Here is a 25404-nt window from a genome sequence, read left to right as displayed (position 1 = left end):
AACTTAGTTCGGCACGTTCACCGGGATCGGCGACAGCACGTTTTTACCGTTGCCGAGCTGGCCTTCCTGATTGCGGCCCCAGCCCCACAGCGTGTTGTCGGTCTTCAGCGCGAAGCTGTGGCCGGTACCGACGCTGACCGTGACCCAGTTGTTGGCCGTGCCGATCTGCACCGGCGAGGTGGTGTCGCCCAGGCCGTCGCCGAGCTGGCCCTCGGCGTTGGAGCCCCAGCCCCACAGCGTGCCGTCGGTGCGCACGCCCATGGTATGGATGGCGCCGGCCGAAACGACTGCCCAGTTGTTATCGGTGCCGATCTTGGTCGGTGCGCTCACCGAAGTCGAACCGTTGTTGCCCAGCTGGCCCGAGCTGTTCAAGCCCCATGCATACAGGAAGCCATTGGCGTCGATGGCCATCGAGTGGCTGGCGCCGGCCGATACCGAGGTGTAAGTCAGGCTGCCGATCTTGACCGGCGCGGTGACGTCGGAGCCGGAGGAGGCATTGCCGAGCTGGCCGTCCGAGTTGCCGCCCCACGTCCACAGCGAGCCATCCTTCTGGATGCCCAGCGAGTGGCTGCCGCCGGCGGCGATAGCGATCCAGGTGGCGGTGCCGATCTTGGTCGGGGTCGATTTGCCGATGATGGTGCCGTCGCCCAGCTGGCCGTTCGCATTGCGGCCCCATGCATACAGCAAGCCATTGGTCTTCAGCGCCAGCACGTGGCCCTTGCCTGCCACCACGTAAGCCCAGTCGGTATCCTTGCCGATAATGGTCGGGGTCGAGCGGCTGACCAGTTGCGTAGCGTCCACGCCCAGCTGGCCGTTCTGGTTGTAGCCCCATGCCCACAGCGTGCCGGCGGTGGCGCCGGCGGCGGCGCGAATGCCGACTGCAAACTGGTCGCCTACAGCGACTTGCTTCCACGGCGTGGTGGCGGCGCCGGCATTGACCAGCACCGGCGCATTGCGCGGGGTGGTGCTGCTGTCGCCCAGCTGGCCCCAGTTATTCTGGCCCCACGAGTACAGGAAACCGTCGGCCTTGCGGGCGATGGTCTGGAAGCCGCCGGCCGAGACCATCGTCCACGGCGCGGTAATCGTCAGGGTGATGCTGCCAACCACGTTTTCCTGGGTGGCGTTGATGGTTTCCGTGCCCACCGCCACGCCGGTCACTTTGCCGCTGCTGAACACCTGCGCGATGCTGGCGCCGCCGCTCTTGGTCGTCCAGGCCAGGCCGGTGGTCGAGCTCAGCGCCTTGGTGCTGCCGTCCGAGTAGGTGCCGGTGGCAGTAATGGTTTGGCTGGAGCCGATAGGAATGGTGCTGCTCGGGATGACGAGAGCGATGCTTTTCAGCGTAGGCGTGGTGGTGGTCGAGCCGCTGCCCTTGTCGTCGCCACCGCCGCCGCACGCGGCCAGCACGGCAAACAACGGGGCCAGCAGCAGGGAGGAGAATTTAAAGTTTTTCATGATCTTCCAGTTCACAGAATGAGGTCTGCGGTGCGAGCAGTGTAACCCTGCGCGCTTGCCGCGCATCGCACGAGCAGACCTGAATTATCCACGCATTTGCGCCGATAAGGAAATTTACAACATTTCCCCTGAGAACGTCGATCTAAACTTTCTTACTTTCCTCTTACTTACGGCCGCGCGGGGCGCCACTGGCTGCCGCGCGTCCCGGATTGCCGCCCTTGGCCGGCGCCGGTGCCGCTTTCTTGACCTTGATGGTGTCCAGGATCGACGGCTTGGCCTTGGTTTCCACTGTCTGGCGCGCGGTCAGCGAGCCGGTCAGGGCGTTCGGCTTGCCGCGGCCGCCAACTACCGGCGCACCACGGCCGCCGCGCTTGTCAGCGCCCGGCGCCAGCATCGGCATTGCGCGCTTGCCTTGCGAGGCCTTGAAGTTTTCCTCGCCCGGCGTGTACGGCGGGATCAGGTGACGCTCGCCGGTGCCGATCAGGTCGCCCCGGCCCATGTTGCGCAATGCATCGCGCAGGATCGGCCAGTTCTTCGGATCGTAGTAGCGCAAGAACGCTTTGTGCGCCTGGCGCTGCTTGAGCGAACGCGGCGTGAACACTTCTTCCGAATCCTCGGTCACCTTGTGCAGCGGATTGCGGCGCGAGTGGTACATGGCGCTGGCCATGGCCATCGGCGTCGGCATGAAGGTCTGCACCTGGTCGAGGCGGAAGTTGTTCTTCTTCAGCCACAGGGCCAGATTCAGCATGTCCTCGTCGGTCGCGCCCGGGTGGGCGGCGATGAAGTAGGGGATCAGGTACTGCTTCTTGCCCGCTTCCAGCGAGTATTTCTCGAACAGCGCCTTGAACTCGTCGTAAGCGCCAATGCCCGGCTTCATCATCTTGCTCAGCACATTGGATTCGGTGTGCTCAGGCGCGATTTTCAGCAGGCCGCCCACGTGGTGGGTCACCAGTTCCTTGACGTATTCCGGCGAACGCACGGCCAGGTCGTAGCGCAGGCCCGACTGGATCAGGATCTTTTTCACGCCCGGGATTTCGCGCGCGCGGCGGTACAGCTTGATCAGCGGATTGTGGTTGGTGCCCAGGTTCACGCAGATCGACGGGTACACGCACGACAGGCGGCGGCAGGTGGTCTCAATCTCTTTATCTTTGCACGACAGGCGATACATATTCGCGGTCGGGCCGCCGAGGTCGGAGATGATGCCGGTGAAGCCCTTGGTCTTGTCGCGGATGTGCTCGATCTCGCGCAGGATCGACGGCTCGGAACGGCTTTGAATAATGCGGCCCTCGTGCTCGGTAATCGAGCAGAAGGTGCAACCGCCGAAGCAGCCGCGCATGATGTTGACCGAGAAGCGGATCATTTCCCACGCCGGTATATTGGCGTTGCCGTAGCTCGGGTGCGGGCCGCGGGCGTAGTTCATGTCATAGACGTTGTCCATCTCGTCCATGGCCAGCGGCAGCGGCGGCGGATTCATCCACACGTCGCGGTCGCCGTGGCCTTGCACCAGCGCGCGCGCGTTGCCAGGATTGGACTCGAGGTGGAATACGCGCGAGGCGTGCGCATACATCACCGGGTCGTTGGCGACGGTCTCGTAGGACGGCAGGCGCACCACGGTCTTGTGGTGCTTTTCCAGCTCCATGGCGCGGCGTTCTTCGCGGCTCATGATGCGGATAGGCTTGACTACTTCCGCCGGCGGCGGTGGAGGCGCAGCCATCTTGGTCGGCTCAACCATGGCCGGATTGACTTCATCGGCCGGCTTGCCGGCGGCGGTGTCGGTGGCGCAGGTCGGCGAGCTTGGGTTCACCATCAGGTAAGGGTCGACGTGCTTGTCGATCTTGCCCGGGGTGTCCACGCGGGTGGAGTTGTGCACGCCCCATTCTTCGCTTGGCATCCAGCCGGACGGCACCAGGAAGGCCGTACCGCGCAGATCGCGGATGGTCTTGATGTTCTCGCCGTCGGCCATGCGCCTGGTCAGGTCGACCAGCGCGCGCTCGGCGTTACCGAAGATCAGCATGTCGGCCTTGGACTCGAACAGCACCGAGCGGCGCACCTTGTCCGACCAGTAATCGTAGTGGGCGATGCGGCGCAGCGACGCTTCGATCGAGCCGATCACCACCGGCGTGCCAGGGAAGGCTTCGCGGCAGCGCTGGGCGTACACCGACACGGCGCGATCCGGGCGCTTGTTCGGCTCGCCGTTAGGCGTGTACGCATCGTCCGAGCGCGGCTTGCGGTCGGCCGTGTAGCGGTTCACCATCGAGTCCATATTGCCGGCGGTGACGCCGTAGTACAGGCGCGGCTTGCCCAGCGCGCGGAAGGCGTCAGCCGACTGCCAGTCCGGCTGGGCGATGATGCCGACGCGGTAGCCGTTCGCTTCCAGCAGGCGGCCGACCAGGGCCATGCCAAAGCTAGGATGGTCGATGTAAGCGTCGCCGGTCACCAGGATGACATCGCACTCGTCCCAGCCGAGCGCGTCCATCTCTTCACGGGACATCGGCAGGAAAGGCGCAACGGGAGCGCGTGCAGACCGTTTCGGGACGGCCGCAAATAAATTGGTTGGGGGATTCATGGGGCGGTATTGTACCGGAAAGAGTTCCGCTACGCTCACGCCGAAATAAATTTTCTTTTAGTATTCAATCACTTGCAAGAAATGATGTCAGTCTCGCATTGAATTGGCCCCGAACTTTGCTATAACGGAGATGCGGCAGGACACTTCTGCCAGCAACCGCCGGTGTTTGAGTAACGCTGGCCGCCCGGGGACTTGGATTCCCCGGGTTTTTTATGGGCGTTTCAAATACCCATATTCGACAGGATGGTGCCCAGCTCGCGCAGGGCCGGCTCCAGCTGCGGGTGCTTGACGGCAAACTTGGCCGACAGCTCCTGGGTTCGCTCGGCCAATCCAAAGGTGGTGGTCTCGCCCGGCAGCGGGTCGGCGCCGCGTTCCAGCAGGGTTTTGATATCGCCGTCCAGCTGTTTTAGCAGCTCCAGCAATTCCTCATCGACCGGGCCGGCATGGGCCAAATTGGCGTGCAGGCTCTTGAGCGAGGTTTTCAGATTGCTGTCCATATGCGTCCCCTGTTTAGAATTTGGTCGCCAGATAAAGTTCTTCTACCTGTGCCCTGGCCCACGGCGTCTTGCGCAGGAACTTCAGGCTGGATTTGATGCTGGGATCATTGCTGAAACAGTTGATATTGATCCGCTGAGCCAGCTGCTCCCAGCCATAGTACTCCTGCAAACGGGTCAAAATCACTTCCAGCGTCAGGCCGTGTAATTGCTTATTCATATCTTACTCAAAAATCAAAAGGCCGGATCTGATTCTAGCAAAATCAGATCCGGCCTTGCGGTGTGGTGTTTAACGCAAGATTACTTTTCGGTCAAGCCACGGCGTTCCAGCAGCGGTTGGATGGTGGCGTCGTGGCCGCGGAAGTTGCGGTACATCTGCATCGCATCCAGCGTGCCGCCTTTCGACAGCAGCATCTTGCGGAAGTAGTCGCCGTTCTTGCGCTGCATGCCGCCGTTTTCGATGAACCACTCCACCGCATCGGCGTCCAGTTTCTCGGCCCATACGTAGCCGTAATAGCCGGCCGAGTAGCCGCCTGCGAAAGTATGCGAGAAGTAGGTGGTGCGGTAGCGCGGCGGCACCGGCGCGTAGTTGATGCCGGCTTCCTTCAGCGCGGCGGCTTCAAAGCCCAGTACGTCGGTTGGGATCTGGTTCACGCCCAGCTGGTGCCATTTCTGGTCCAGGATCGAGGCGGCCAGGTACTCGGTGGTGCGGAAGCCTTCATTGAATTTCTTCGACGCGATCACCTTGTCCAGCAGTTCTTTCGGCATCGGCGCGCCGGTCTGGTAGTGCTTGGCGTAGTTGGCCAGCACTTCAGGCCACACCGACCACATCTCGTTCACTTGCGATGGGAACTCGACGTAATCGCGCGGCACGCGGGTGCCGGAGAAGCGCGGGTACTTCACGTTGGAGAACATGCCGTGCAGCGCGTGGCCGAACTCGTGGAACATGGTGCGCAGTTCGTCGTAGGTGAGCAGGGTCGGCTCGCCCTCGTTCGGCTTAGGAATATTGAGGTGATTCGCCACCACCGGGCGGGTGCCCATCAGCGACGATTGCGACACGTAGGCATTCATCCAGGCGCCGCCGCGCTTGTTGGAGCGGGCGTAGAAGTCGGCGATGAAGATGGCCAGCTGCTTGCCGTCGGCGTCGAACACGTCGAACACGCGCACGTCCGGGTTGTACACCGGCAGATCCTTGCGCTCCTTGAACGACAGGCCGTACACCTTGTTGGCGGCGAAGAACACGCCGTTGGTCAGCACGTTGTTGAGTTCAAAATAAGGACGCAGTTCGTTGGCGTCGAAGTTGAAGCGCTCGGCCTTGACCTTGTCGCTGTACAGCGACCAGTCGTACGAGGCCAGCTCGAAGCCGCCTTTTTCCTTGTCGATGACTTGCTGGATCTCGGCGCCTTCTTTCTTGGCGTTGGCAACGGCAGGGCGGGTCAGCTCGGCCAGGATTTTGTTGACGGCGTCGGTGTCATGCGCGGTTTGGTCGGCCAGCGCGTAGGCGGCGAAGTTAGGATAGCCCATCAGCGCGGCCTTCTCGGCGCGCAGCTTGACCAGCGACAGCACCACTTGGGTGTTATCGAACTTGCCGCCATGACTGCCGCGCGCCAGCGACAATGCCATCAGCTTTTCGCGCACGGCGCGGTTGGTCAGCACGGACAGGCTGGCCTGGCCGGTGGTATTCACTACCGGGATCAGGAATTTACCTTCCTGGCCCTTGGCTTTGGCAGCGGCGGCAGCGGCGTCGATCGCCTTGTCCGACATGCCGGCCAGTTCTTCGCGCGTATCGACCACCAGCGCCGAGGCGTTGGCTTCTTCCAGCACGTTTTGCGCGAAGGTGGTTTGCAGCTTGGCCAGTTCGCCGTTCATGGCTTTCAGCTTGGTTTTGTCGGCGTCAGACAGCTGCGCACCGGCGCGCACGAAGTCGGTGTGGTAGCGTTCCAGCAGGTACTTGGATTCTGCATCGAGGTGCAGCTTGTCGCGCTTGTCGTACAGCGATTTGATGCGGGCGTACAGCTTGCCGTTCAAACGGATAGCGTCGTTGTGCGCGGCCAGTTTCGGGCCCAACTCACGCTCCAGCGCCTTGAAAGTGTCGTTGGTGTTGGCGCCGGACAGGCTGTAAAACACGGTCGATACACGGTTCAGCAGCTGGCCGCCTTTTTCCATCGCCACGATGGTGTTCTCGAAGGTCGCTGGCTTCTTGTTGTTGGCGATGGCGTCGATTTCAGCGGCTTGCTGGCGCATGCCTTCTTCAAACGCCGGTGCGTAGTCTTCGTTCTTGATCTTGTCAAAAGCCGGGTAGCCGAACGGCAGGGTGCTGGCTTTGGCGAATGGATTCGATGCAGCCAGCAGCGATGCCGGTTCCGCTGCGTGAGCGACGCTGAAAACTGCCGCTACGCTGGCGGCGATAATGACGTTGGTGCGATTCATTGAGTATCCTTATAAACTATTTATACAATTATTTCAGGCCGCGGCGTTCCAGCAGCGGTTCGATCACTGGATCGCGGCCGCGGAAATTGCGGAACAAATTCATGGCGTCGTCGGTGCCGCCGCGCGACAGCAGCTTGGCGCGGAACCAGTCGCCGTTCTTGCGTTGCAGGCCGCCGTTTTCCTTGAACCATTCGACGGTGTCGGCATCGAGTTTTTCCGACCACAGGTAGGCGTAATAGCCGGCCGAGTAGCCGCCCGAGAAGCTATGCGAGAAGTAGGTGGTGCGGTAGCGCGGCGGCACCGGCGCGAAGTCCACGCCCATCTCTTTCAGCGACTGCGCTTCAAAGCCCAAAACGTCGGTTGGGATTTGTGCAGGGGTCAGCTGGTGCCAGCGCTGATCCAGCAGCGATGCTGCCAGATACTCGGTGGTCATGAAGCCCTGGTTGAATTTCTTCGACGCGATCACCTTGTCCAGCAGCTCTTTCGGCATTGGTGCGCCGGTCTTGTAATGCTTGGCGTAGTTGGACAGCACCTCAGGCCACACGGCCCACATCTCGTTCACTTGCGACGGATACTCGACGAAATCGCGCGGCACGCTGGTGCCGGAGAAGCGCGGATACTTCACGTTCGAGAACATGCCATGCAGCGCGTGGCCGAATTCATGGAAGGCAGTCTTCACTTCATCGTAAGTCAGCAGCGTAGGCTCGCCGGCCGGCGGCTTAGGAATGTTGAGATGATTCGCCACCACCGAATGCGTGCCGTTCAGCGACGATTGCGATACGTACTCGTTCATCCATGCACCGCCTTGCTTGTTCGAGCGCGCGTACATGTCGGCGATGAAGATAGCCAGTTGCTTGCCGTCGGCGTCGAACACGTCGAACACACGCACGTCCGGGTTGTACACCGGCAGATCCTTGCGCTCCTTGAACGACAGGCCATACAGCTTGTTCGCTGCATAGAACACGCCGTTGGTCAGCACATTGTTCAATTCGAAGTAAGGCTTGAGCTGATTCTCGTCGAAAGCGAAGCGCTGTGCGCGCACCTTGTCGGTGTAGTAGGCCCAGTCGGCGGCGCCGATCTGGAAGCCGCCTTTTTCCGCATCGACCACGGCTTGCAGGTCGGCCGCTTCTTTCTTGGCGTTGTTGACGGCCGGCTTGGCCAGTTCGCCCAGCAGCTTGTTGACCGATGCGGTGTCGTGCGCGGTCTGGTCTTCCAGCGAGTAGGCGGCGAAGTTGGCATAGCCCAGCAGCGCGGCTTTGTCGGCGCGCGCCTTGGCGATTTTCAGCACCAGCTCGCGGCTGTCGAATTCACCGCCATGGCTGCCGCGCGCCAGCGACAAGGCCATCAGCTTTTCGCGGGTGGCGCGGTTGGTCAACTCGGCCAGCGGCGGCTGGCCGCTGGTGTTGACTACGGCGACCAGGAATTTACCGTCCATGCCTTTGGCCTTGGCGGCAGCAGCGGCAGCATCGATGGCGGCGTCGCTCATGCCGGCCAGTTCGGCGCGGCTGTCCACCACCAGCGACGATGCGTTGGTTTCTTTCAGTACGTTCTGGGTGAACGCGGTTTGCAGCTTGGCGATGTCGCCGTTGATGACTTTCAGCTTGTCCTTGTCGGCGGCCGACAGGTTGGCGCCGGAGCGCACGAAGTCGGTGTGATAGCGTTCCAGCAGGTGCCTGGATTCAGCATCCAGTTTGAGCGAGTCGCGTTTTTCGTACAGCGACTTCACGCGCGCCCACAGTTTCGGATTCAGGAAGATGGCGTCATTGTGCGCGGCCAGTTTGGGCGACATTTCGCTGTCGATCGCATCCAGCTTGTCGTTGGTGTTGGCGCCTTGCAGGTTGTAGAACACGGTCTGCACACGGATCAGCAGCGCGCCCGATTTTTCCATCGCCACGATGGTGTTGGCGAAAGTCGGCGCAGCCTTGGTGTTGACGATGGCGTCCACTTCCTTCAGTTGCTGGCGCATGCCTTCGTTGAAGGCTGGGATGAAGTGCTCGTCCTTGATCTTGTCGAACGCTGGATAGTGGAATGGCAAGCTGCTGGCGGTCGCCAGCGGGTTACCGGCCAACACGGCAGCAGGAGCCGCCAGAACGGTTTGCGAAAACGCCACGCCAAGCGCAGCGGCAATGACAAGCATGTGAGGACGGGTCATGGGCTTCTTTCTCTGAGGTGCAGGAAAAATGCTGGCACGCAACAAGGCGCAGCATAGAAGCCGATGATCATATCAGGGGAGTTACGCACGCGTCACCCGTAAAACGTGCTGCACTGCAATTGGTTGGAAAGCGCTGTCGTTTTCCAAACATTGCTTGGCAAAACAGGAATTTAGGCGATGGATGCAGGAAACCCGCCGGCCGTAGCCGGCGGCGCAAGTGCTTCAGGCGGGGTGTGAGGTATGGCGGCGACGGCGGCTAGTCCAGCCCAGCAGGCCTAGGCCGGCCAGCAGCATGGCCCATGTGCCGGGTTCCGGCACGGGGCTGGTCAAGTCCCAGCCGATGGCGTCCATGGCGGCCAAATCCTTGTTGCTGGCGTCATACCATTCGCCATCGCCAACAAAGGGACGCATCAGGTTGACCTGGTTGGGGCCGAAATGGCTGGCCTGCCAGCCGTTGCCGTGCTCGGTGCCGGTGGAGAACGGCGCGATGCTGGTGACGCCGCCGTCGACCGAGAAGTAGGGCGTGCCGCCCACGCGCACATCGGCCACGCCGGCGGCGGAATAGCGGAACAGGTCGAGCGGCTCGTACCACCAGTCGCCCTCGAAGCGGTCGGCGGTGTTACTGATGCCGCAAGCCGCGCCGTTGCGCGGCGCCATGCAGTAATCGATGTCGTCCACGCCCGAGGTGAAGCCCAGCGCGTGGCCGATTTCATGCTGGGCCACGGTGATGAAGTCGACCTTGTCGCTGGGGATGCCGCCGGCGCGGGTGTAGACGAAATCACCGGCGTAGGCATTGGCAAATACGATGCTGGCGTCCGGCGACGCGATACTGGTGCCGATACCGAAGCCCATGGCCTTGGCGTTGGCGGTGGTCATGCCGAGATAGATGTTGTTGGCCGAGCCGTCGTTGTCAAAACGCGAGCTTCCGTCGCCCTGTGTGGCCCAGAATTTCAGCGCCGGGCCGCTCTGCATGTGCGCCATCGCGGTGTTGTCCAGCGCCGAGCTGGCGTCAGCCAGCAGTGCGTTATGGATGTTGTTGTAATCCGTGATCGCAAAAGTGGAGCTGGTACTGCCCAGGATGTTCTGGCCAAGATTGTTAAAACCTATGTCGAGGTAGATCGTGACAGGATCGCTGAGCTTGCCCGACCAGTAATTGGCGGCGGTCTGGAACGCCGCCAATTGCTGGGCGCTCATGCCGCCGGCAGAAACGTCATGCAGGACAAAGGTCAGGGCGTGCGCGGAAGGTGCGAGAAAGGCGAGGGCGAGCGAGGCCGCCAGCATTGGGCGCTGGTATATCTGCTTCATGGTAGATCCCCTTTATTGGAATTATTTTTTTCCCACTGAAACAGATAGATTGTGTGAGTATCGCTATTGAAAGTCTAAGTGATAATTTCTATGCGACTTTCTAGCAACAACTCACTCACGACTTGTATCGTGATTCGATCCGGCGGTCGGGGAGGAACCAGATGATGGCCACCAGCACGTAGACGGCAAAGCCGAGCAGCGGCGTGATGCAGGCGGCGCCGATGCCAACTGCGTACAGCAGCATCGAAATCTTGCCCTTGCGGTCGCTGCCGAGTGCATCCTTCAACGCCTCGTTGTGCGATTCGAGGCAGCGCACCAGCAGCAGGTAGGCAAAGCTGGACATGAACAGCACGAAGCCATACGCCGCCAGCGGCACCGCCGAAAAATGGTGCTCACCGACCCAGCCGGTCACGAACGGGATCAGCGACAGCCAGAACAGCAAGTGCAAATTGGCCCACAGCACGCCGCCGGTGGTCTTGGTGACGGCGTGGATCAAGTGGTGATGGTTATTCCAATAAATCCCGACGTAAATAAAGCTCAGCACGTAACTGAGGAACACCGGCCACAGCGGCTGCAACGCATCCCAATCGGCGCCATGCGGCACCTTCAACTCCAGCACCATGATGGTGATAATGATGGCGATCACGCCATCGCTAAATGCTTCCAAGCGGCCTTTGCCCATGTGTATCTACCCGAGGTTGTGATGACCAGCACTTTACGCGATCCGCCAACGCCAAGGCCAGTGCATTTTGCTCAAAGCCGCTGACCTGCCTCAATCGTGCGCGCTACGCAGCCCGCGCGCGTAAAGTAGGAGAAGATTCGTACCGTAGATTTCCGCATTCTCGTAGGCGTCAATCTCTTTTCGGCCATCGGTACCTTGGTTCTGGTAGCCAAGATTTATTCCTAGTCAAAGCAAGGTGACAGCAACCCCTAGGGTTGCTCCAGCTAGCGCCATACCTCGATCAAGTGTGTATGTTGTCGCGCCATGGCCGCTAGATATCGCCAAGTGCAAAGAGTCTGCAGCACGCACGCTAGTTTTCCAACCGTCCAAAAGCATCGCAGCCCTCTTGAGGTCTGCATCTGTAACCGGGATGAGACGTACGTGCGACGATATCGATTGCCTGTACTGATGAACAATGCTGTCGGCTAAAGACTTCGTCAACTGCTTGGTTCGCAGTTTCTTACCGAGGGCAGATAAAAACTCGACTTCGGTCCAAGTGCTCATGACCAACGGTGTGCCTTGACTCAGCATAAATGCTTCTGCCTCCACGCTGTGGGCCTCACGCGTGAGATAAGCCACCAACACGCTGGTGTCGATGTAACGCATCAGTAGCGATCCGTATCGCGCAACTTACGAATGAAATCGCCGGCTGATTCACTTTGCCATGGCTGCTGTGCACGAAACTCGGCCAAACTGGGCAACCGCTGAAGTCGTGATGCGCTGGCGACGACGCAGGCAACTGCCACGCCATCCTTGATGATCGTCACTTCTTCCCCGGCCTCAACGAGCGCGATCAGGCGGTCTAGTTGTTCTTGGGCTTCGGCTATGGTCACTGTTTTCATGATGTCCTCCACGGTCTTTTGAGCTTAGCACCGGGAGGCAAAATGACTATGACATTTGTCTACTCGCGGATTTCCGGCTCCACCAGCTGGGCCAGCAGGATCAGCGATTCTTGCCAGCCGAGGTAGCAGGCCTCGGCCGGGATGACGGCGGGGATGCCTTCCTGTACCACCTTCATCTCGACGCCGCAAAACACTTCGCGCAAAGTGACCGTAGTTTGCATTTGACCCGGCAGGTTGGGATCGTCGAATTGCGCGGTGTAGCGCAGCTTTTGGCCCGGCACCAGTTCCAGGTATTCGCCGCCAAACGAATGGCTGCCGCCGGTGGTCAGGTTGGTGAACGACATCCGGTACTTGCCGCCCACCTTGGCGTCCATCTCGTGCACAGTGCCGAAAAAGCCGTGCGGCGGCAGCCACTTGGCCAGCGCGTCGGGATGCACAAACGCCCGGTAGACGCGGTCCGCCGTTGACTTGAACACGCGGTGCAGTTGTACGGTATTGGTAGTCATGATCGATTCCCTCAAAAGAAGTCAGAGGACAGCCCTCTACAAGCCACGACGAACGAGGGTAGCGGAAATCGACACCCGGCGCTAGCCGATTTCCAGCGCCTGTTCGTCCAGCGTCATGTTCCGGCCCAGCATCTTGGCGCTGTAGAGCAGGGAGTCGGCACGGCGCAGCATGGATTTCACCGTGTCTTGCGGATCCAGCAGGATGGCGATGCCGGCGCTGTAACTGAGCGGCACCCCCAGCTCGCGCGGCCCCGCCTCCTCCAGCCACGCGCGCAGCCGTGCATCGTAGGCGCGGATCAGATCCAGACCGGCACCGCGCTTCAGCACGCAGAACTCGACGCCACCGTAGCGGCACACCAGGTTCTGCTCGCGGCTCACCGCCTGCATGCCTTGCACCAGCAATTGCAGCGCCTTGTCGCCGGTCTCGTGGCCGTGGGTGTCGTTGATGTCCTTGAAGTGGTCGAGCTCAAACAGCATCACGCACAGCGGCTGCTGCAGGCGCTGGGCCTCGGCGACGAACGCGGTTGCTTGCGCCTCCCATGCGCGCCGGTTCAGCGCGCCGGTCAGGCCATCGGTGCTGGCCAGCCGCTCCAGCTCGCGCGCGGCTTCCTCGCGGTGCGCCAGCAAGATGGCCACCATCGACATCACCACCGTCACGTTCGCGGCCAGCGCAAACAGCATATTGGCCGGGTGCGGCGCAAAGAAGTTGGGGAACTGCCCGGTGTACAAGGCGCCCAGCACGCCGCGCGAGGCAGTCACCACCAGTTGCACCAGCAGCGACACTACCAGCAGCCAACGCCAGCGCCCCACCGGCAACACGGGCCGGCGGCATAGCGTCAAGGCCACCAGCGCCAGCTGCAAGGCCAGCAAGCCATTGGCCCAGCCGACGCGGAACGCGTAGTGGTCGAAGCCGATGCAGTAGCCGGCCGTCATCACCAGCGCGATCACGCCCGGCGCGCGCGCCATCGCTACCCGGCCGCACCACAGGTCGAAGGCCATGGCGCTGTAAGCCAATCCGCTGGCGATGCCGGCCATGGCCAGTGTCGACAGCAAGCGGTCGCTCCACGTACCGGCCGCAACCAGCCCGGAACCCAGCAGCAACACCCAGCCTGCCGCTTGCAACACGATACCGATCTGTGCCCGGCGCGCGGCTTGATTCACCCTGCCCATGACAGCCAGCAGCGCCACTGCCATGGTCAGCAGGTTGAGTGTCATGGCAATCAGCAAGGAAGCGACGTCGATATACATGGGATAGCGAGCGGGACCAGGAGCAAACAGTATATCTCGGCTACACTCTAGCCTGGCAACTAACTCAGAAAGCAAGCATGGAAAACTACGCGGACCTGCTGGACACGATCACGCAGCAGGAAAAGGAATTGCAATTTACCGCCTTCAGCAGCGATACCGCGCTGGCGCTGGGCTTGAAGCTGGTGGAGCTGGCCAAGGCCGGCGGCAAGATCATCACGATCAACATCACCATCAACGGCAAGGTGCTGTTCCACCATGCCATGCAGGGCGCGTCGGCCGACCAAGCCGACTGGATCCGCCGCAAGAACAATGTGGTGGCGCGCTTCGGCCGCTGCTCGTTCTACGTCGGCATCGACCACAAGCACCGCGGCGTGGTGTTTGAGGACATCAAGTATCTCGACCCGCAAGACCACGCGGCCAACGGCGGCGCTTTCCCGATCACCATCAAGGACACCGGCATCATCGGCACCGTCACCGTCTCCGGCCTGCGCCAGGCCGAAGACCACGCCCTCGCCGTCGAAGCCCTGCGCTCAGTACTGGCTTAACCAGCCCAGTTGTCCCACGCCTCCTGCATGCCTAGCCAGCTGCTTGGAGTCGTCCTGAGAAAAACTGCAAGGCGGTACGCCATATCAGGCGTAAGCGGGCTTTTTTCATGGAGAACTTCGGCCATAGTCCGCTGGCTCACACCGATACGCTCAGCAAATTCTACTGGCGATAACGCCAATGCTGGCAGGACGTCTTCACGCAAGATAGCGCCGGGATGCGTTGGACGCCGATAGGGATCACGTAGCGAGTTCATCAGTGATAATCCTCCAAATTAACGGCAACCGCATCATGGTTATCAAAGCCAAATGTGATGCGCCAGTTACCTGACACATGCACGCTGTAGATTCCCAGCCGCGCCCCCTTAAGCGCATGGAACTTATAGCCGGGCAAATCCATATCATCAGGATTGTGACTGCTGTCCAAGCGATCCAGCATGCGCTCGATCCGGGGTGCAAATGCGGCAGGAATACCACGCAGGTCTGCGTGTGCAAAGAATCTATGCAATCCTTTGTGTTTGAATGAGACGATCACGATACCACCTCGGTAGGTTAGATCTAAACCTACCGGATCGCAATCGGAACACGTTTGCGCTATGTCAGGCGCAGCGCTTTTTAGTAATGCGGCGGGCGCTCGTGGGGGAGTTGGCCGCCGTTGTTCTGGGCGGCGTTGCGCATGTGCTGGACTAGCGCCGCGCACATTTGTTCCAGCTTGTCGATCTGCTGTTGCTGCTCGTGGATGCGCTGGCTCAGCGAGTCCACCATGTCCTCGGCGTAGGCGAGCTTGATTTCGATGTCGATGAAGCGGTCTTCGGTAGTCATGGTTGTTCCTTGTCGGGCTTGGGCGTGGCCAGCAGTTCCTTCATGCGCGCCAGGCGTTCTTTCGGCGTCAGCACTTCGGATTCCATCGGCGGCGCAGTGCCCTCGTCCAACTTCATTTCTTTGATAAAGCGCGATGGATCGCAGTGCACCTGCTCCCCTGCGCGCTTGCGTTTCTTGCACCACGTGATGTGCAGCGTGCGCTGCGCCCGCGTGATACCGACGTACATCAGGCGCCGCTCTTCCTGCACCCGCGCCGCAATCGATTCGGCAGGCGCGTCGGCGTCGCCCTTGTGCGGCAAGATGCCTTCCTCGCAGCCGACCAGGAACACGTGCGGATACTCCAGCCCTTTCGATGCGTGCAGCGTTGACATGCGCACCGCGTCCGGGTCTTCGTCCTGGCCTTCCAGCATGGACATCAAGGCCACCATCTGGGTCAGTTCCAGCACGTTCTTTTCTTCGCCGTCGCGATCCTTGCCGCCGCGCCCGCGATCCTTCAGCCAGTTGACGAATTCCAGTACGTTCTGCCACTTGCTCTGGGCCGCGCGCTCGTCAAACATATCGTATAAATAGTTTTCATAGTTGATCGCTTCCAGCAGATCATCGAGCACCTGCGCCGCATTGTCGCCGCTGCCCGAAGGGCCGGGGCGGCTGGCGCGCGATTCCAGGTTGTTGATGAAGTTGCAGAAGTCGCGCAGCGGCGTCAGCTGGCGGTCTTGCAGCAAGGCCTCGATGCCGCCTTTGAACACGGCCTCGAACAGCGAGCAATTCCACTGCGCCGAGAAGGTGCCCAGCGTTTCCAGCGTCGACTGGCCGACGCCGCGGCGCGGCGTGGTCACGGCACGGATAAACGCCGGATCGTCGTCGGTATTCGCCAGCAAGCGCAGGTAGCTGATGATGTCCTTGATCTCCGCCTTGTCGAAGAAGGACTGGCCGCCCGAAATCGTGTAAGGAATGCGCTCCTTGCGCAAGGCCTGCTCGATAATCCGCGCCTGGTGGTTGCCGCGATACAGGATCGCATAGTCCGACCACTTGTTCTTGCGCGTGAAATGGTCGACCGAGATCAGCATGGCTACCTGGTCGGCTTCCGCATCGTCGGTCGGCATCGAGGTCACCTGGATAGGCTCGCCAAGGCCGTGCTCCGACCACAGCGACTTCTCGAACAGCTTGGGATTGTTGCCGATCACCGCATTGGCCGCTTGCAGGATGCGGGTGGTGGAGCGGTAGTTCTGCTCCAGCTTGATGACTTCCAGGTCGGGGAAGTCGGTCTGCAGGGTTTTCAGGTTTTCCACCGACGCGCCGCGCCACGCGTAAATCGCCTGGTCGTCGTCGCCCACGGCGGTGAACATCGGCTTCTTGCCGATGCCGGTTACCAGCAGCTTGACCAGCTCGTACTGGCAGGTGTTGGTGTCCTGGTATTCGTCCATCAGCAGGTAACGCAGGCGGCGCTGCCACTTGTCGCGCACCTTTTCGTGGTCGCGGAACAGCTCCACCGGCAGGCGGATCAAGTCATCGAAGTCCACCGCTTGATAAGCAGACAGCGTCGCCACGTAGCTGGCGTAGACGCGCGCCGATTGCGCCTCGTCTTCATCCTTGGCGAGGCTCAGCGCCTTGACAGGATCGATCAAGCCGTTCTTCCACAGCGAGATATCGGTCTGAATGCGCCGTACCACCTGCTTGTCGGTGGTCAGCGCCATGTCCTGGATCAGCGAGCCGCAATCGTCGCTGTCCATGATGGAGAAACGATCTTTCAAGCCCAGTTCATTGCACTCCTGCCGCAAAATCTTCACGCCCAGCGAGTGGAAGGTGGAGACGGTCAGCTGCTTGGCCTGTTTCGGCTGCTTGAGCAGCTTGGCAATCCGTTCCTGCATCTCCAGCGCCGCCTTGTTGGTGAAGGTCAGCGCGGCGATGGTGCGCGGGTCGTAGCCGCGATCCTCGATCAGGTGGGCGATTTTCTGCGTAATCACGCGCGTTTTGCCCGAGCCGGCGCCGGCCAGCACCAGGCATGGGCCATCGAGGTAGGTGACGGCCTGACTTTGCGGCAAATTTAGGCCGAATACTGGAACTTTGGTGGACATAGCCCCACATTGTATCAGTCGCAGGGGCTGCTACTGACCTGCCGCATGAAGCGTTTGTGTCATTTGCGTTACCATGCGGAGATTCGGGGCGCCACGCCTAACCTTACATTGGTTGCAATCATGAAATTTGAACATTTAATCGAAGTTAACGACCCGCTCAATCCGCTGATTGACGCTCTCACCGTGCAGCAAGTCTGGCGCGGCCTGGTGCTGCGCGCCGAGTCGCCCAAGCTGTTCGTGCCGCATCTGGACGAAAGCACCATCGACCAGCGCACCGACAGCGGCTTCCGCCGCCGCCTGCGCTACGGCGAGCTGGTGGTGGAAGACCAGGTCGAACTGGAGCCGATGCGCAGCGTGCGCTATCGCGTGGCCGCGCAGCAGGACATCGCCGAGTCCAGCCTGACCATGACCATTGAGCAGCCGACCGAGGACACGCTGTTCGTGCGCTTCCAGTACGAGGACAGCCACGACGCGGCTACCGACGAGGCCAACGCCATGTACGATGAGTTCCGCCGCTCGGCCTACGTGGAATCGGACATCGACACCATCGGCATGCTGCGCGAGCTGGCGCAGCAAGGCCGCCTGGACGCGCTCTTAAATTAAGCGACCGCCGCCCGCCCCCACACCTGCGCCATGCGCAGCGGCGGGGCATCCAGCGCGGCCACCTGCGCATTGCTCAGCACATCGCGGATGGTGTGCAGCTCATTGCGGGTATCGCGCTGCAAGAACACCTCCAGCGGCGCGCCGCGTGGGCCGATCACCGATTCCACGTGCGGCGTGGTCGATTGCAGGCCGCGCCGCGCCACCACGCCCACCTCGCCGTTAATCATGCGCACGTAGCTGCCGATCGGGTAGATGCCGAGTTCGCGGATCACCAGCGACACCAGATTGGTGTCAAGCGTGGTGCGCGCCTCCATCAGCATATCGCGCAAGGCGCCGTGCGCCGTCATGGTCGGACGGTAGCTGCGTTCCGACACACGGGCGCAATAACGGTCGGCCAGCGCCACCAGCTTGGACAGCAGAGGAATCTGCGCGCCCACCTTGGCGTGCGGGTAGCCGGTGCCGTCTTCATTTTCGTGATGATGGAGCACGCAGTGCAGCCACGCCTCGTCGTTGACGCCGGCCGCGCGCAGCAATTGCACGCTGAGTTCCGGGTGCGCCAGCTTGCGCGCATGGTCGGCCGAGTCCAGCACCGCGCTGCTGTCATGCCAGCGCTGGTGATGTTCGAGCATGCCGGTATTCATGGTCAGCGCCGCCAGGGTGACGGTCATGACGTCGTTGCGCGAGCGCTGGCGGGCGCGCGCCAGCAGCATCGCAATGATGGCGGTGTTGACGCTATGCCGCGCCGCATACGGCGCCTGCTCCTGATTGTGCAGGATGCTGGCAGTGGCGATGTCCACGTTCAAGTCGACGGCCGCTTGCACCATCAGCGCAATGTCGTCCAGCCTGCGGCGGAAATCCGGCGGCGCAGCGCCCTGCGACGCCGCCAGCAGCAGCGTGTGCAATTCGAGATAGGCGGCGTTCAGCTTACGCAGCACGGACGGCGGCTCGGACAGTATCGAACTCGGCTGGCCGTCTTCAAACACGCCGCGTTCAACCAGATACTCGATCTGATTGGCGCTGGCAATCATGTGTCCCTTGCGAACCAGCAAAGCGCCATTTTCGCCGTAGACATCCCACGGCAGCAGCATGCCCAACTTTAAATCGGCTGCTGTCACTTTGCGTATATTCATGGGCGCAGGATAAGGCTTTTCGCTTGAGAATGTGCGACTATTTTGTATCTTTGCCTGAACAACCAAAATTCATGGCGCAGGCGTGCAATCGACGCAAGGACAGTCGTGCGCAGGCGGCTTTTCCAGCTGCACTGCGAGGTCGCGCAGCGCGGTGCGCACGCCTTCCTCCACCACTGGGTGGTAGAACGGCATGTCCAGCATCTCCCCCACCGTCAGCCGCGCTTGCACCGCCCACGCCAGCAAGTGGCCGATGTTTTCCGCGCGCGGGCCGATCATCTCGGCGCCGAGGAAGCGGCCGCTGTGATACTCGGCGTAGACACGCAGCATGCCCTTGTTCTGCAACATCACGCGGCTGCGGCCCTGGTTTTCAAACGACACCCGGCCGATGGCGAAACAGCCGGTGTGCGTCACGCACAGCTCGGCAAAACTGGCGCCCATGGTGACGATCTGCGGCTCGGTGAAGGTAATCGCCAGCGGCGTGCGACGCAGGCCCGGCTTGACATCCGGGAAGCGCGCCGCGTTGTCGCCGGCGATGCGGCCGTGGTCGGCGGCTTCCGGCAATTGCGGACGCTCATCGTTGGCGTCGCCGGCGATGAAGATGGCGCTGTCGCCGCATTGCATCGTTTGTTTGTCGTAGACAGGAATGCCGTGGTGATCGCGTTCCAGGCCGGTGTGTTCCAGCCCCAGCTTGTGCACGTTCGGGCGGCGGCCGATGGCCGACAGCAGGTAGGCAAACTGCTCGCTGCGCAGGTTGCCGTCGGCATCTTCGCTGGTGACCAGCAGGCCTTCGCCTTGCTGCTCCACCTTGACGACCTTGGTTTGGAAACGCACGTCCAGTTCATCGGTCATGGCGCGGCGCGCCACGTCCAGCAAGTCCGGGTCGCTGATCTGCGCCACGCTGCCGCCACGACCGAAGATGGTCACGCGCACGCCGAGCCGGTGCAGCGCCTGGCCCAGTTCCAGCCCGATCACGCCGGTGCCGGCCACGGCCACCGATTCCGGCAAGTCGTCCCAGTAAAACACCTCGTCGCTGGTAATCACGCGCGGGCCGGCGGCACGCCATTCGTCCGGGACAATCGGCGTGGAGCCGGTGGCGATGACGAAGCGCTCCGCCTCCACCACGGTGTGGTCATCGATCTGCAACCGGGTCGGGCTGAGGAAGCGGGCGTGGCCATGGATTTTGTCCTCGGCCGGGTAGCCTTCCACGCTTTCCACCACGAAGCCGACAAAACGGTCGCGCTCACTGCGCACGCGCGCCATCACCGCTTTGCCGTCGATACGCACCTCGCCCGCGTGCACGCCGAAGCCGGACGCCGCGTGCAGCGTGTGCGCCGCGTCGGCCGCAGAAATGAGAAGCTTGCTGGGCATACAGCCGACCCGCGCGCAGGTGGTGCCGTAGACATTGCTCTCGATGAGCAAGGTGCGCTTGCCGCCGGCCTTGGCGGCGCGATAGCCGGTCATGCCGGCGGTGCCTGCGCCGATGACGGCGACTTCTGTGCGTAGCGTTTTCATGGGGAACTAGTCTACTCCTAACTGCGTTTTACGTTTTACTTTGCAACAAAACGGTATTAGTATGGCTTATCGTTTTCAAATTTTATAAGCTTGACTTATGGATAATCTGGATTACCGGGCCTTGGCCGTGCTGGATGCCGTGGTCAGCCAAGGCAGTTTTGAGAAGGCGGCGCTCGCGCTCGGCATCAGCCAATCGGCGGTGTCGCAGCGCATCAAGGCGCTGGAAGATGCGGCCGGCCGCCTGCTGATCGTGCGCGGCCAGCCGGCCGTGCCGACCGGACTGGGCCAGCGGCTGGTGTCCCACCACCGCAACGTCAAGCTGATGGAAGCGTCGCTCGATATCGATTTGGGCAACAAGATCAGCATGCCGGAGATTTCGCTGGCGGTGGATGCGGCCAGCCTGGCCACGTGGCTGCCGCTGGGCTTGCAGCCGTTGCTGTCGCCGCCGCGCTGCCAATTGAATGTGCAGTTGGCGACCACCGAGATGGCCTTGCACCTGGTGCGCGAGGGCAGCGTGTTTGCTTGCGTGGCGGCTGGATCGCAGGAAGCGCAGGCCAACGGGCCGCAGGTCACGCCGCTGGGCCGCATGCGCTACGTGTGCGTGGCAACCAAGGCGTTTGCCGGGCACTGGTTTGGCGATGGCTTTTCGGCGGAGGCGGCGCAATTGGCGCCGGCCGTGGTCAGCGACCGCGACATGATGGGCGGATTCCTGCACCAGGTGCTGGGCTGGCGCGGCGCCTATCCGCATCACACGCTGCCGCTGTCGGCGGCTACCAGCGAGTGCGTGTTCGGCAGCCTGGCGTATGGCTTGATGCCCTTGCAGCAGGTATCGGCGGCGCTGGCGGTGGAAAAGCTGGTCGATCTGGCGCCTGATCATTACGTTGATGTAGCGCTGAACTGGCATGCGTGGAATTTGGATACGCCATTCACGCGCGCGCTGTCTGAACAAATCGTCGCAACAGCGCGGCGTTATCTGCTGCCTGCTTAAATATCGAGCGGGTCGACTTCCAGCGACCACTTCACGCGGCTCTTCATTTCGCGCAGCGCGTGCATCCACTCTTTCAAGAACGCCTGCAAGGCCGGGCGTGACGGCGACTCCACCAACAACTGCGCGCGGTCGACGTTATGCACGCGCGTCATGGTCATCGGAATCGGATCGTTGATGGTGATGCCTGGATGCTCAACGCAATCGCGCGCCATGTTGAGGAACTCGATGGCCGTCGCCAGCTCGCGCGCCTCGGCCCGCAGCAAGGCCTGGAACAGATAGGGCGGCAAGGCGGCCTGCTCGCGCTCCTCCAGCAAGGCCGAGGCAAAGTGATCGTAATCGTGATGCACCACCGCGCCGTACAGCGGATGCTGCGGATAGCGCGTTTGAATCAGCACCTCGCTCGGAATGCCCGCCCGTCCGGCGCGGCCGGCCACCTGCATCAGCTGCGCGAACAGGCGCTCGCTGGCGCGGTAGTCTTGCGAGAACAGCGCGGTGTCGGGATTCAAAATGCCGACCAGCGTCAGCTTCTTGAAGTCGTGGCCCTTGGCGACCATCTGCGTGCCGATCAGGATATCGACCTCGCCCCGGTGTACGGTGTCGAACGCCTCCTGCGCGCTGCCCTTCTTGCGCGTGGAGTCGGCGTCGATGCGCAGCACGCGCGCTTCCGGGAACATGGCTTGCAAGCCTTCTTCCACGCGTTGCGTGCCGCGCCCCAGCGGCTGCAGGTCGACGTTGCCGCAGGTCGGGCAATGGCGCGGGATGCGCATCTCAAGGCTGCAATGGTGGCAGCGCAGCCGATGCTCGGGACGATGCAGCACCATGAACGAGGTGCAGCGCGTGCACTCGCTGATCCAGCCGCAAGACTCGCAGCAAATCACCGGCGCATAGCCGCGGCGATTGAGGAACAGCAGCGATTGCTCGCCGCGTTCCATGCGCTGCTTGATGGCAGCCACCAATTGCGAGGTCAGGCCGTCGCTCGGCTTGTCGCGTTCCATGTCGATCAGCTTCACTGTCGGCAGCACGGCATTCTTCACCGCGCGTTCACGCAGCTCCAGCTTGCGGTAGCGGCCCGATTGCGCGTGGTGCCAGCTTTCCAGCGACGGCGTGGCGGAGCCCAGCACGATCGGAATCTGCAACTGCCATGCGCGCCACACGGCCAGGTCGCGCGCCGAATAGCGCAGGCCTTCCTGCTGCTTGTACGACGGATCGTGCTCCTCGTCGATGACGATCAGCTTCAAATGCGGCAGCGACGACAAGATCGCCAGGCGCGTGCCCAGCACGATGCGCGCCTTGCCCTCGTGCGCGGCCAGCCAGTGCAGCATGCGCTCGCCTTCGGACAGGCTGCTGTGCAAAGTGGCCAGCATCACGCCGGGGAAGCGCGCGCGGATATTGCCCTCTAACTGCGGCGTCAGGTTAATCTCGGGCACAAGGATCAGGATTTGGCCGTCCGGCTCACGCGCCAGCACCTGGGCGCAGGCTTGCAGGTAGACCTCAGTCTTGCCGCTGCCGGTTACACCGTACAGCAGCGAAGGCTTGAAGCCCTGCGCACCGCCGATGGCGTCCGCCGCCTCCTGCTGCGAGGCGTTCAACGACGGCGGGTTGGCCGGCGTCGGATCGTGCGGCACCTCCAGCTTGGCCAGCTTCTTGATGGCGCGATCCAGCGCCACCGTGGTCAGCACGCGCAGATTCTTGGGCAGGCCGGGCAGCGCCACCTCGCCCAGCGGACGCTGATAGTAATCGGCGGCAAAGCCGGCCAGCGCCAGCCACTTGGCCGACAGCGGCGACAGCTGGCTGCGCACCGCCAGCGCATCTTTCAACTTATCCACCGGCACGTCGGTGTGATCGGCCACGCCGACGATCAGGCCGACCACCTCGCGCCGCGCAAAAGACACCAGCGCCAGCTGGCCAATTTGCGGCCGCTGGCCGGCCTCGCACTGCCAGCGATAGTCAAAGACGGCGTTGAGGGGCGTATCAATCGCAATTTGCAGGTAGCAAGGGCGTGGATTATTCATGCTGCACCTTGCGAAAATCCTGATGCTGTATGTATCCACAGTTTCTGTGGATAACTTTGTGGACAATGGAAACTTAATGCCCGGAAAGCACTGACATGCATGTGGATATCATTGGAAACCGGGCGAAAATTCAAAATTTTTTCTCTTTAAAATCAGTCACTTGAAAAATGCTTCATAGGAGAGCCAAAAACGCTGTCGCTCGACCCTGGCTGTGCATAAGTGAAGTATTTAGGATGCTTTTTTTGGCGAAATCAAGCACTTTTTGGGGGCTGATTCACCATATTGCACAGCACAAGAACACCAAATTTTATACTTATGCGCAGACCAAGCTTTGTGCTTTGATAACTAGCTTGGCAAGCCTGCTATTTTTGCCTAAAAATCGTGCAACGCAACATGAATCTCAGGCAAAACAGCAATATTATGGCTAAGTCACGGTTTACTAAGTCATTTTATTTTTTATCCACAGTTTTTGTGGATAACTTTGTGGAAAATGAAGAAATAAACTACACGAAGCTTAGTTTCGGTGTTTACGGCTTACTAAATGTTGCATGATGAGCCACGAAATTAGACCTTAATAATCAAGCACTTAGTACATGCTCACGGGCTAGCCAAAAGCTGCTGCCTATTATTTCCGCAGCAAAAAAATTTGTGCATAAGTCGCCATGACTAGTCCGTTCGCACCAATGAAAAAGGGCACGCCCGGTACTGCAGCGTGCCCTATCAACGCCGGATTAGCTTAAGCGCGCTGCGCCTTGCTGTAGCTGTGCACCGCCTCCACCATGGCCGCCACGTTTTCTGGCGGAGTAAACTGCGAAATGCCGTGGCCGAGGTTGAATACGTGGCCATTGCCTTTGCCAAACGCATCCAGCACCTTGTGGACTTCGGCTGTGATCTGTTCCGGGCTGGCGAACAGAATCGCCGGATCCAGATTGCCTTGCAGAGCCACTTTATCGCCCACCAGGGCGCGCGCCTTGGTCAAGTTGGCGGTCCAGTCCAGCCCCAGCGCGTCGGCGCCGATAGCGGCGATTTCCTCGACCCAGTGGCCGCCGCCCTTGGTGAACACGATGGCCGGGATTTTCACGCCGTCTTTTTCGCGCTTCAGCAGGGAAATCACTTGCTGCATGTATTTCAAGGAGAACTGCTGGTACGCACCATCGGCCAGCGCGCCGCCCCACGAATCGAAGATCATCACGGCTTGCGCGCCGGCGTCGATCTGGGCGTTCAGGTAGTCGGCCACCGACCTGGCGTTGATGTCCAAGATGCGGTGCATCAGGTCAGGGCGGTTGTACAGCATCTTCTTGATGGTGTGGAACTCGCGCGAACCCTCGCCTTCCACCATGTAGCAGGCCAGCGTCCACGGGCTGCCGGAGAAGCCGATCAGCGGCACGCGGCCGTTAAGTTCGGTGCGGATCTGGGTGACGGCGTTGAATACATAGTCGAGCGAACCGGCTTCTGGCGCGCGCAGGGCCAGCACATCGGCTTCGGTTTTCAGAGGGCGCTCGAATTTCGGGCCTTCGCCTTCCACGAAATGCAGGCCGAGGCCCATGGCGTCCGGCACGGTCAGGATGTCGGAGAACAGGATGGCGGCGTCCAGCGGAAAGCGATCCAGCGGCTGGATCGTGACTTCGGTGGCGTAGTCCGGGTTGGTGGCCAGGCCCATGAAGGAGCCGGCCTTGGCGCGGGTAGCGCGGTATTCCGGCAGATACCTTCCAGCCTGGCGCATCAGCCACACAGGGGTGTAGTCGGTGGGCTGGCGCAACAACGCGCGCAGGAAGGTGTCGTTCTTGAGCGGAGCAAATTGTGGCATGGAAGGCAATCAATGACGTTCAAAGGAGCTATTATCGCATCCCGCGCGGTTTTTTTCCGGCGTAACAATTCAGGGTCAGCTCTGTCATTTGGACATCCAGACGCGAAGTTTGAGAAATATCAATATGCTCCACTAAATGCCTGCCAGCCAAGTCCCCGTTGAAAATCTTTTGTTTGGTCGGAAAGCACGGCAGCATT

General features: G+C 61.2%; 23 protein-coding genes. 3 read left to right on the top strand and 20 right to left on the bottom strand.

The features are described from left to right. Positions 1-3: 3 nt before the first annotated feature. From GTP45_RS22670 to GTP45_RS22615, 12 genes are all read right to left on the bottom strand, one after another. A complete protein-coding gene (locus tag GTP45_RS22670; RefSeq protein WP_161016097.1) occupies positions 4-1452 on the bottom strand; it encodes an RCC1 domain-containing protein in 1449 nt (482 codons plus the stop codon). A 163-nt stretch (positions 1453-1615) separates the two neighbouring features. Continuing rightward, positions 1616-4018 (bottom strand): YgiQ family radical SAM protein, encoded by a 2403-nt coding sequence (locus tag GTP45_RS22665; RefSeq protein ID WP_161016096.1) that lies wholly within the window; start codon positions 4016-4018, stop codon positions 1616-1618. Positions 4019-4239: 221 nt separating this feature from the next. Continuing rightward, complete coding sequence (locus GTP45_RS22660) at positions 4240-4515, bottom strand: DUF4404 family protein (protein WP_161016095.1); 276 nt, start codon at positions 4513-4515, stop codon at positions 4240-4242. A 13-nt stretch (positions 4516-4528) separates the two neighbouring features. Beyond that, entirely contained in the window at positions 4529-4732 is a 204-nt protein-coding gene (locus GTP45_RS22655; protein ID WP_161016094.1) for a VF530 family protein, read from the bottom strand. An 80-nt stretch (positions 4733-4812) separates the two neighbouring features. Next, positions 4813-6942, bottom strand: a complete 2130-nt coding sequence (locus tag GTP45_RS22650; RefSeq protein WP_161016093.1) for a M3 family metallopeptidase — start codon at positions 6940-6942, stop codon at positions 4813-4815. Positions 6943-6970: 28 nt separating this feature from the next. Then, complete coding sequence (locus tag GTP45_RS22645; RefSeq protein WP_166454696.1) at positions 6971-9094, bottom strand: M3 family metallopeptidase; 2124 nt, start codon at positions 9092-9094, stop codon at positions 6971-6973. Between the two features lie 222 nt (positions 9095-9316). Beyond that, positions 9317-10399 carry an NF038122 family metalloprotease gene (locus GTP45_RS28780; protein ID WP_161016092.1) on the bottom strand — a complete coding sequence of 361 codons (1083 nt, stop codon included), beginning with the start codon at positions 10397-10399 and terminating at the stop codon, positions 9317-9319. 115 nt (positions 10400-10514) lie between these two features. Beyond that, positions 10515-11081, bottom strand: a complete 567-nt coding sequence (locus GTP45_RS22635) for a TMEM175 family protein (RefSeq protein WP_161016091.1) — start codon at positions 11079-11081, stop codon at positions 10515-10517. A 225-nt stretch (positions 11082-11306) separates the two neighbouring features. After that, complete coding sequence (locus tag GTP45_RS22630; RefSeq protein ID WP_161016090.1) at positions 11307-11726, bottom strand: type II toxin-antitoxin system VapC family toxin; 420 nt, start codon at positions 11724-11726, stop codon at positions 11307-11309. Further along, positions 11726-11962 (bottom strand): type II toxin-antitoxin system Phd/YefM family antitoxin, encoded by a 237-nt coding sequence (locus GTP45_RS22625; RefSeq protein WP_161016089.1) that lies wholly within the window; start codon positions 11960-11962, stop codon positions 11726-11728. The genes GTP45_RS22630 and GTP45_RS22625 overlap by 1 nt, the downstream gene beginning before the upstream one ends. 59 nt (positions 11963-12021) lie before the next feature. Continuing rightward, positions 12022-12468, bottom strand: coding sequence for an SRPBCC family protein (locus GTP45_RS22620; protein WP_161016088.1), 447 nt, complete (start codon positions 12466-12468; stop codon positions 12022-12024). A gap of 81 nt (positions 12469-12549) precedes the next feature. Beyond that, positions 12550-13716 (bottom strand): GGDEF domain-containing protein, encoded by a 1167-nt coding sequence (locus GTP45_RS22615; protein WP_161016087.1) that lies wholly within the window; start codon positions 13714-13716, stop codon positions 12550-12552. A gap of 77 nt (positions 13717-13793) precedes the next feature. Here GTP45_RS22615 and GTP45_RS22610 point away from each other — a divergent pair, with 77 nt between their 5' ends. Further along, positions 13794-14261 carry a heme-degrading domain-containing protein gene (locus tag GTP45_RS22610; RefSeq protein WP_161016086.1) on the top strand — a complete coding sequence of 156 codons (468 nt, stop codon included), beginning with the start codon at positions 13794-13796 and terminating at the stop codon, positions 14259-14261. On the opposite strand, the gene GTP45_RS29365 is transcribed toward GTP45_RS22610, so the two are convergent. The 4 genes from GTP45_RS29365 to GTP45_RS22590 form a co-directional block, all read right to left on the bottom strand. Further along, positions 14258-14515: a HigA family addiction module antitoxin gene (locus tag GTP45_RS29365; protein WP_161016085.1), complete on the bottom strand. Its 258-nt coding sequence runs from the start codon at positions 14513-14515 to the stop codon at positions 14258-14260. The two genes, GTP45_RS22610 and GTP45_RS29365, sit on opposite strands and share 4 nt — an antisense overlap. Further along, positions 14515-14793, bottom strand: coding sequence for a type II toxin-antitoxin system RelE/ParE family toxin (locus GTP45_RS22600; protein WP_161016084.1), 279 nt, complete (start codon positions 14791-14793; stop codon positions 14515-14517). Before GTP45_RS22600 ends, GTP45_RS29365 begins: the two co-directional genes overlap by 1 nt. A gap of 80 nt (positions 14794-14873) precedes the next feature. After that, entirely contained in the window at positions 14874-15080 is a 207-nt protein-coding gene (locus tag GTP45_RS22595) for a SlyX family protein (protein WP_161016083.1), read from the bottom strand. After that, on the bottom strand, positions 15077-17155 hold the full coding sequence (locus GTP45_RS22590) for a UvrD-helicase domain-containing protein (protein WP_161016082.1): 2079 nt from the start codon (positions 17153-17155) through the stop codon (positions 15077-15079). The genes GTP45_RS22595 and GTP45_RS22590 overlap by 4 nt, the downstream gene beginning before the upstream one ends. Before the next feature lie 120 nt (positions 17156-17275). Here GTP45_RS22590 and GTP45_RS22585 point away from each other — a divergent pair, with 120 nt between their 5' ends. Next, positions 17276-17758, top strand: a complete 483-nt coding sequence (locus GTP45_RS22585) for an SRPBCC family protein (protein ID WP_161016081.1) — start codon at positions 17276-17278, stop codon at positions 17756-17758. On the opposite strand, the gene GTP45_RS22580 is transcribed toward GTP45_RS22585, so the two are convergent. After that, entirely contained in the window at positions 17755-18888 is a 1134-nt protein-coding gene (locus GTP45_RS22580; RefSeq protein ID WP_229258588.1) for an HD-GYP domain-containing protein, read from the bottom strand. The genes GTP45_RS22585 and GTP45_RS22580 overlap by 4 nt on opposite strands. Positions 18889-18957: 69 nt before the next feature. After that, positions 18958-20400, bottom strand: a complete 1443-nt coding sequence (locus tag GTP45_RS22575) for a dihydrolipoyl dehydrogenase (RefSeq protein WP_161016080.1) — start codon at positions 20398-20400, stop codon at positions 18958-18960. A 97-nt stretch (positions 20401-20497) separates the two neighbouring features. On the opposite strand from GTP45_RS22575, the gene GTP45_RS22570 reads away from it, so the two are divergent. Further along, entirely contained in the window at positions 20498-21388 is an 891-nt protein-coding gene (locus GTP45_RS22570) for an ArgP/LysG family DNA-binding transcriptional regulator (protein WP_161016079.1), read from the top strand. On the opposite strand, the gene GTP45_RS22565 is transcribed toward GTP45_RS22570, so the two are convergent. After that, on the bottom strand, positions 21385-23400 hold the full coding sequence (locus GTP45_RS22565; protein ID WP_161016078.1) for a primosomal protein N': 2016 nt from the start codon (positions 23398-23400) through the stop codon (positions 21385-21387). The genes GTP45_RS22570 and GTP45_RS22565 overlap by 4 nt on opposite strands. 736 nt (positions 23401-24136) lie before the next feature. After that, entirely contained in the window at positions 24137-25207 is a 1071-nt protein-coding gene (gene hemE, locus GTP45_RS22560) for a uroporphyrinogen decarboxylase (protein WP_161016077.1), read from the bottom strand. Positions 25208-25404: the final 197 nt, after the last annotated feature.

It is taken from the genome of Duganella rivi (assembly GCF_009857435.1).
GTDB lineage: Bacteria > Pseudomonadota > Gammaproteobacteria > Burkholderiales > Burkholderiaceae_D > Rugamonas > Rugamonas rivi.
Note: the sequence above shows the minus strand (reverse complement) of the source record. Positions and strands in the feature narration are given on the sequence as shown.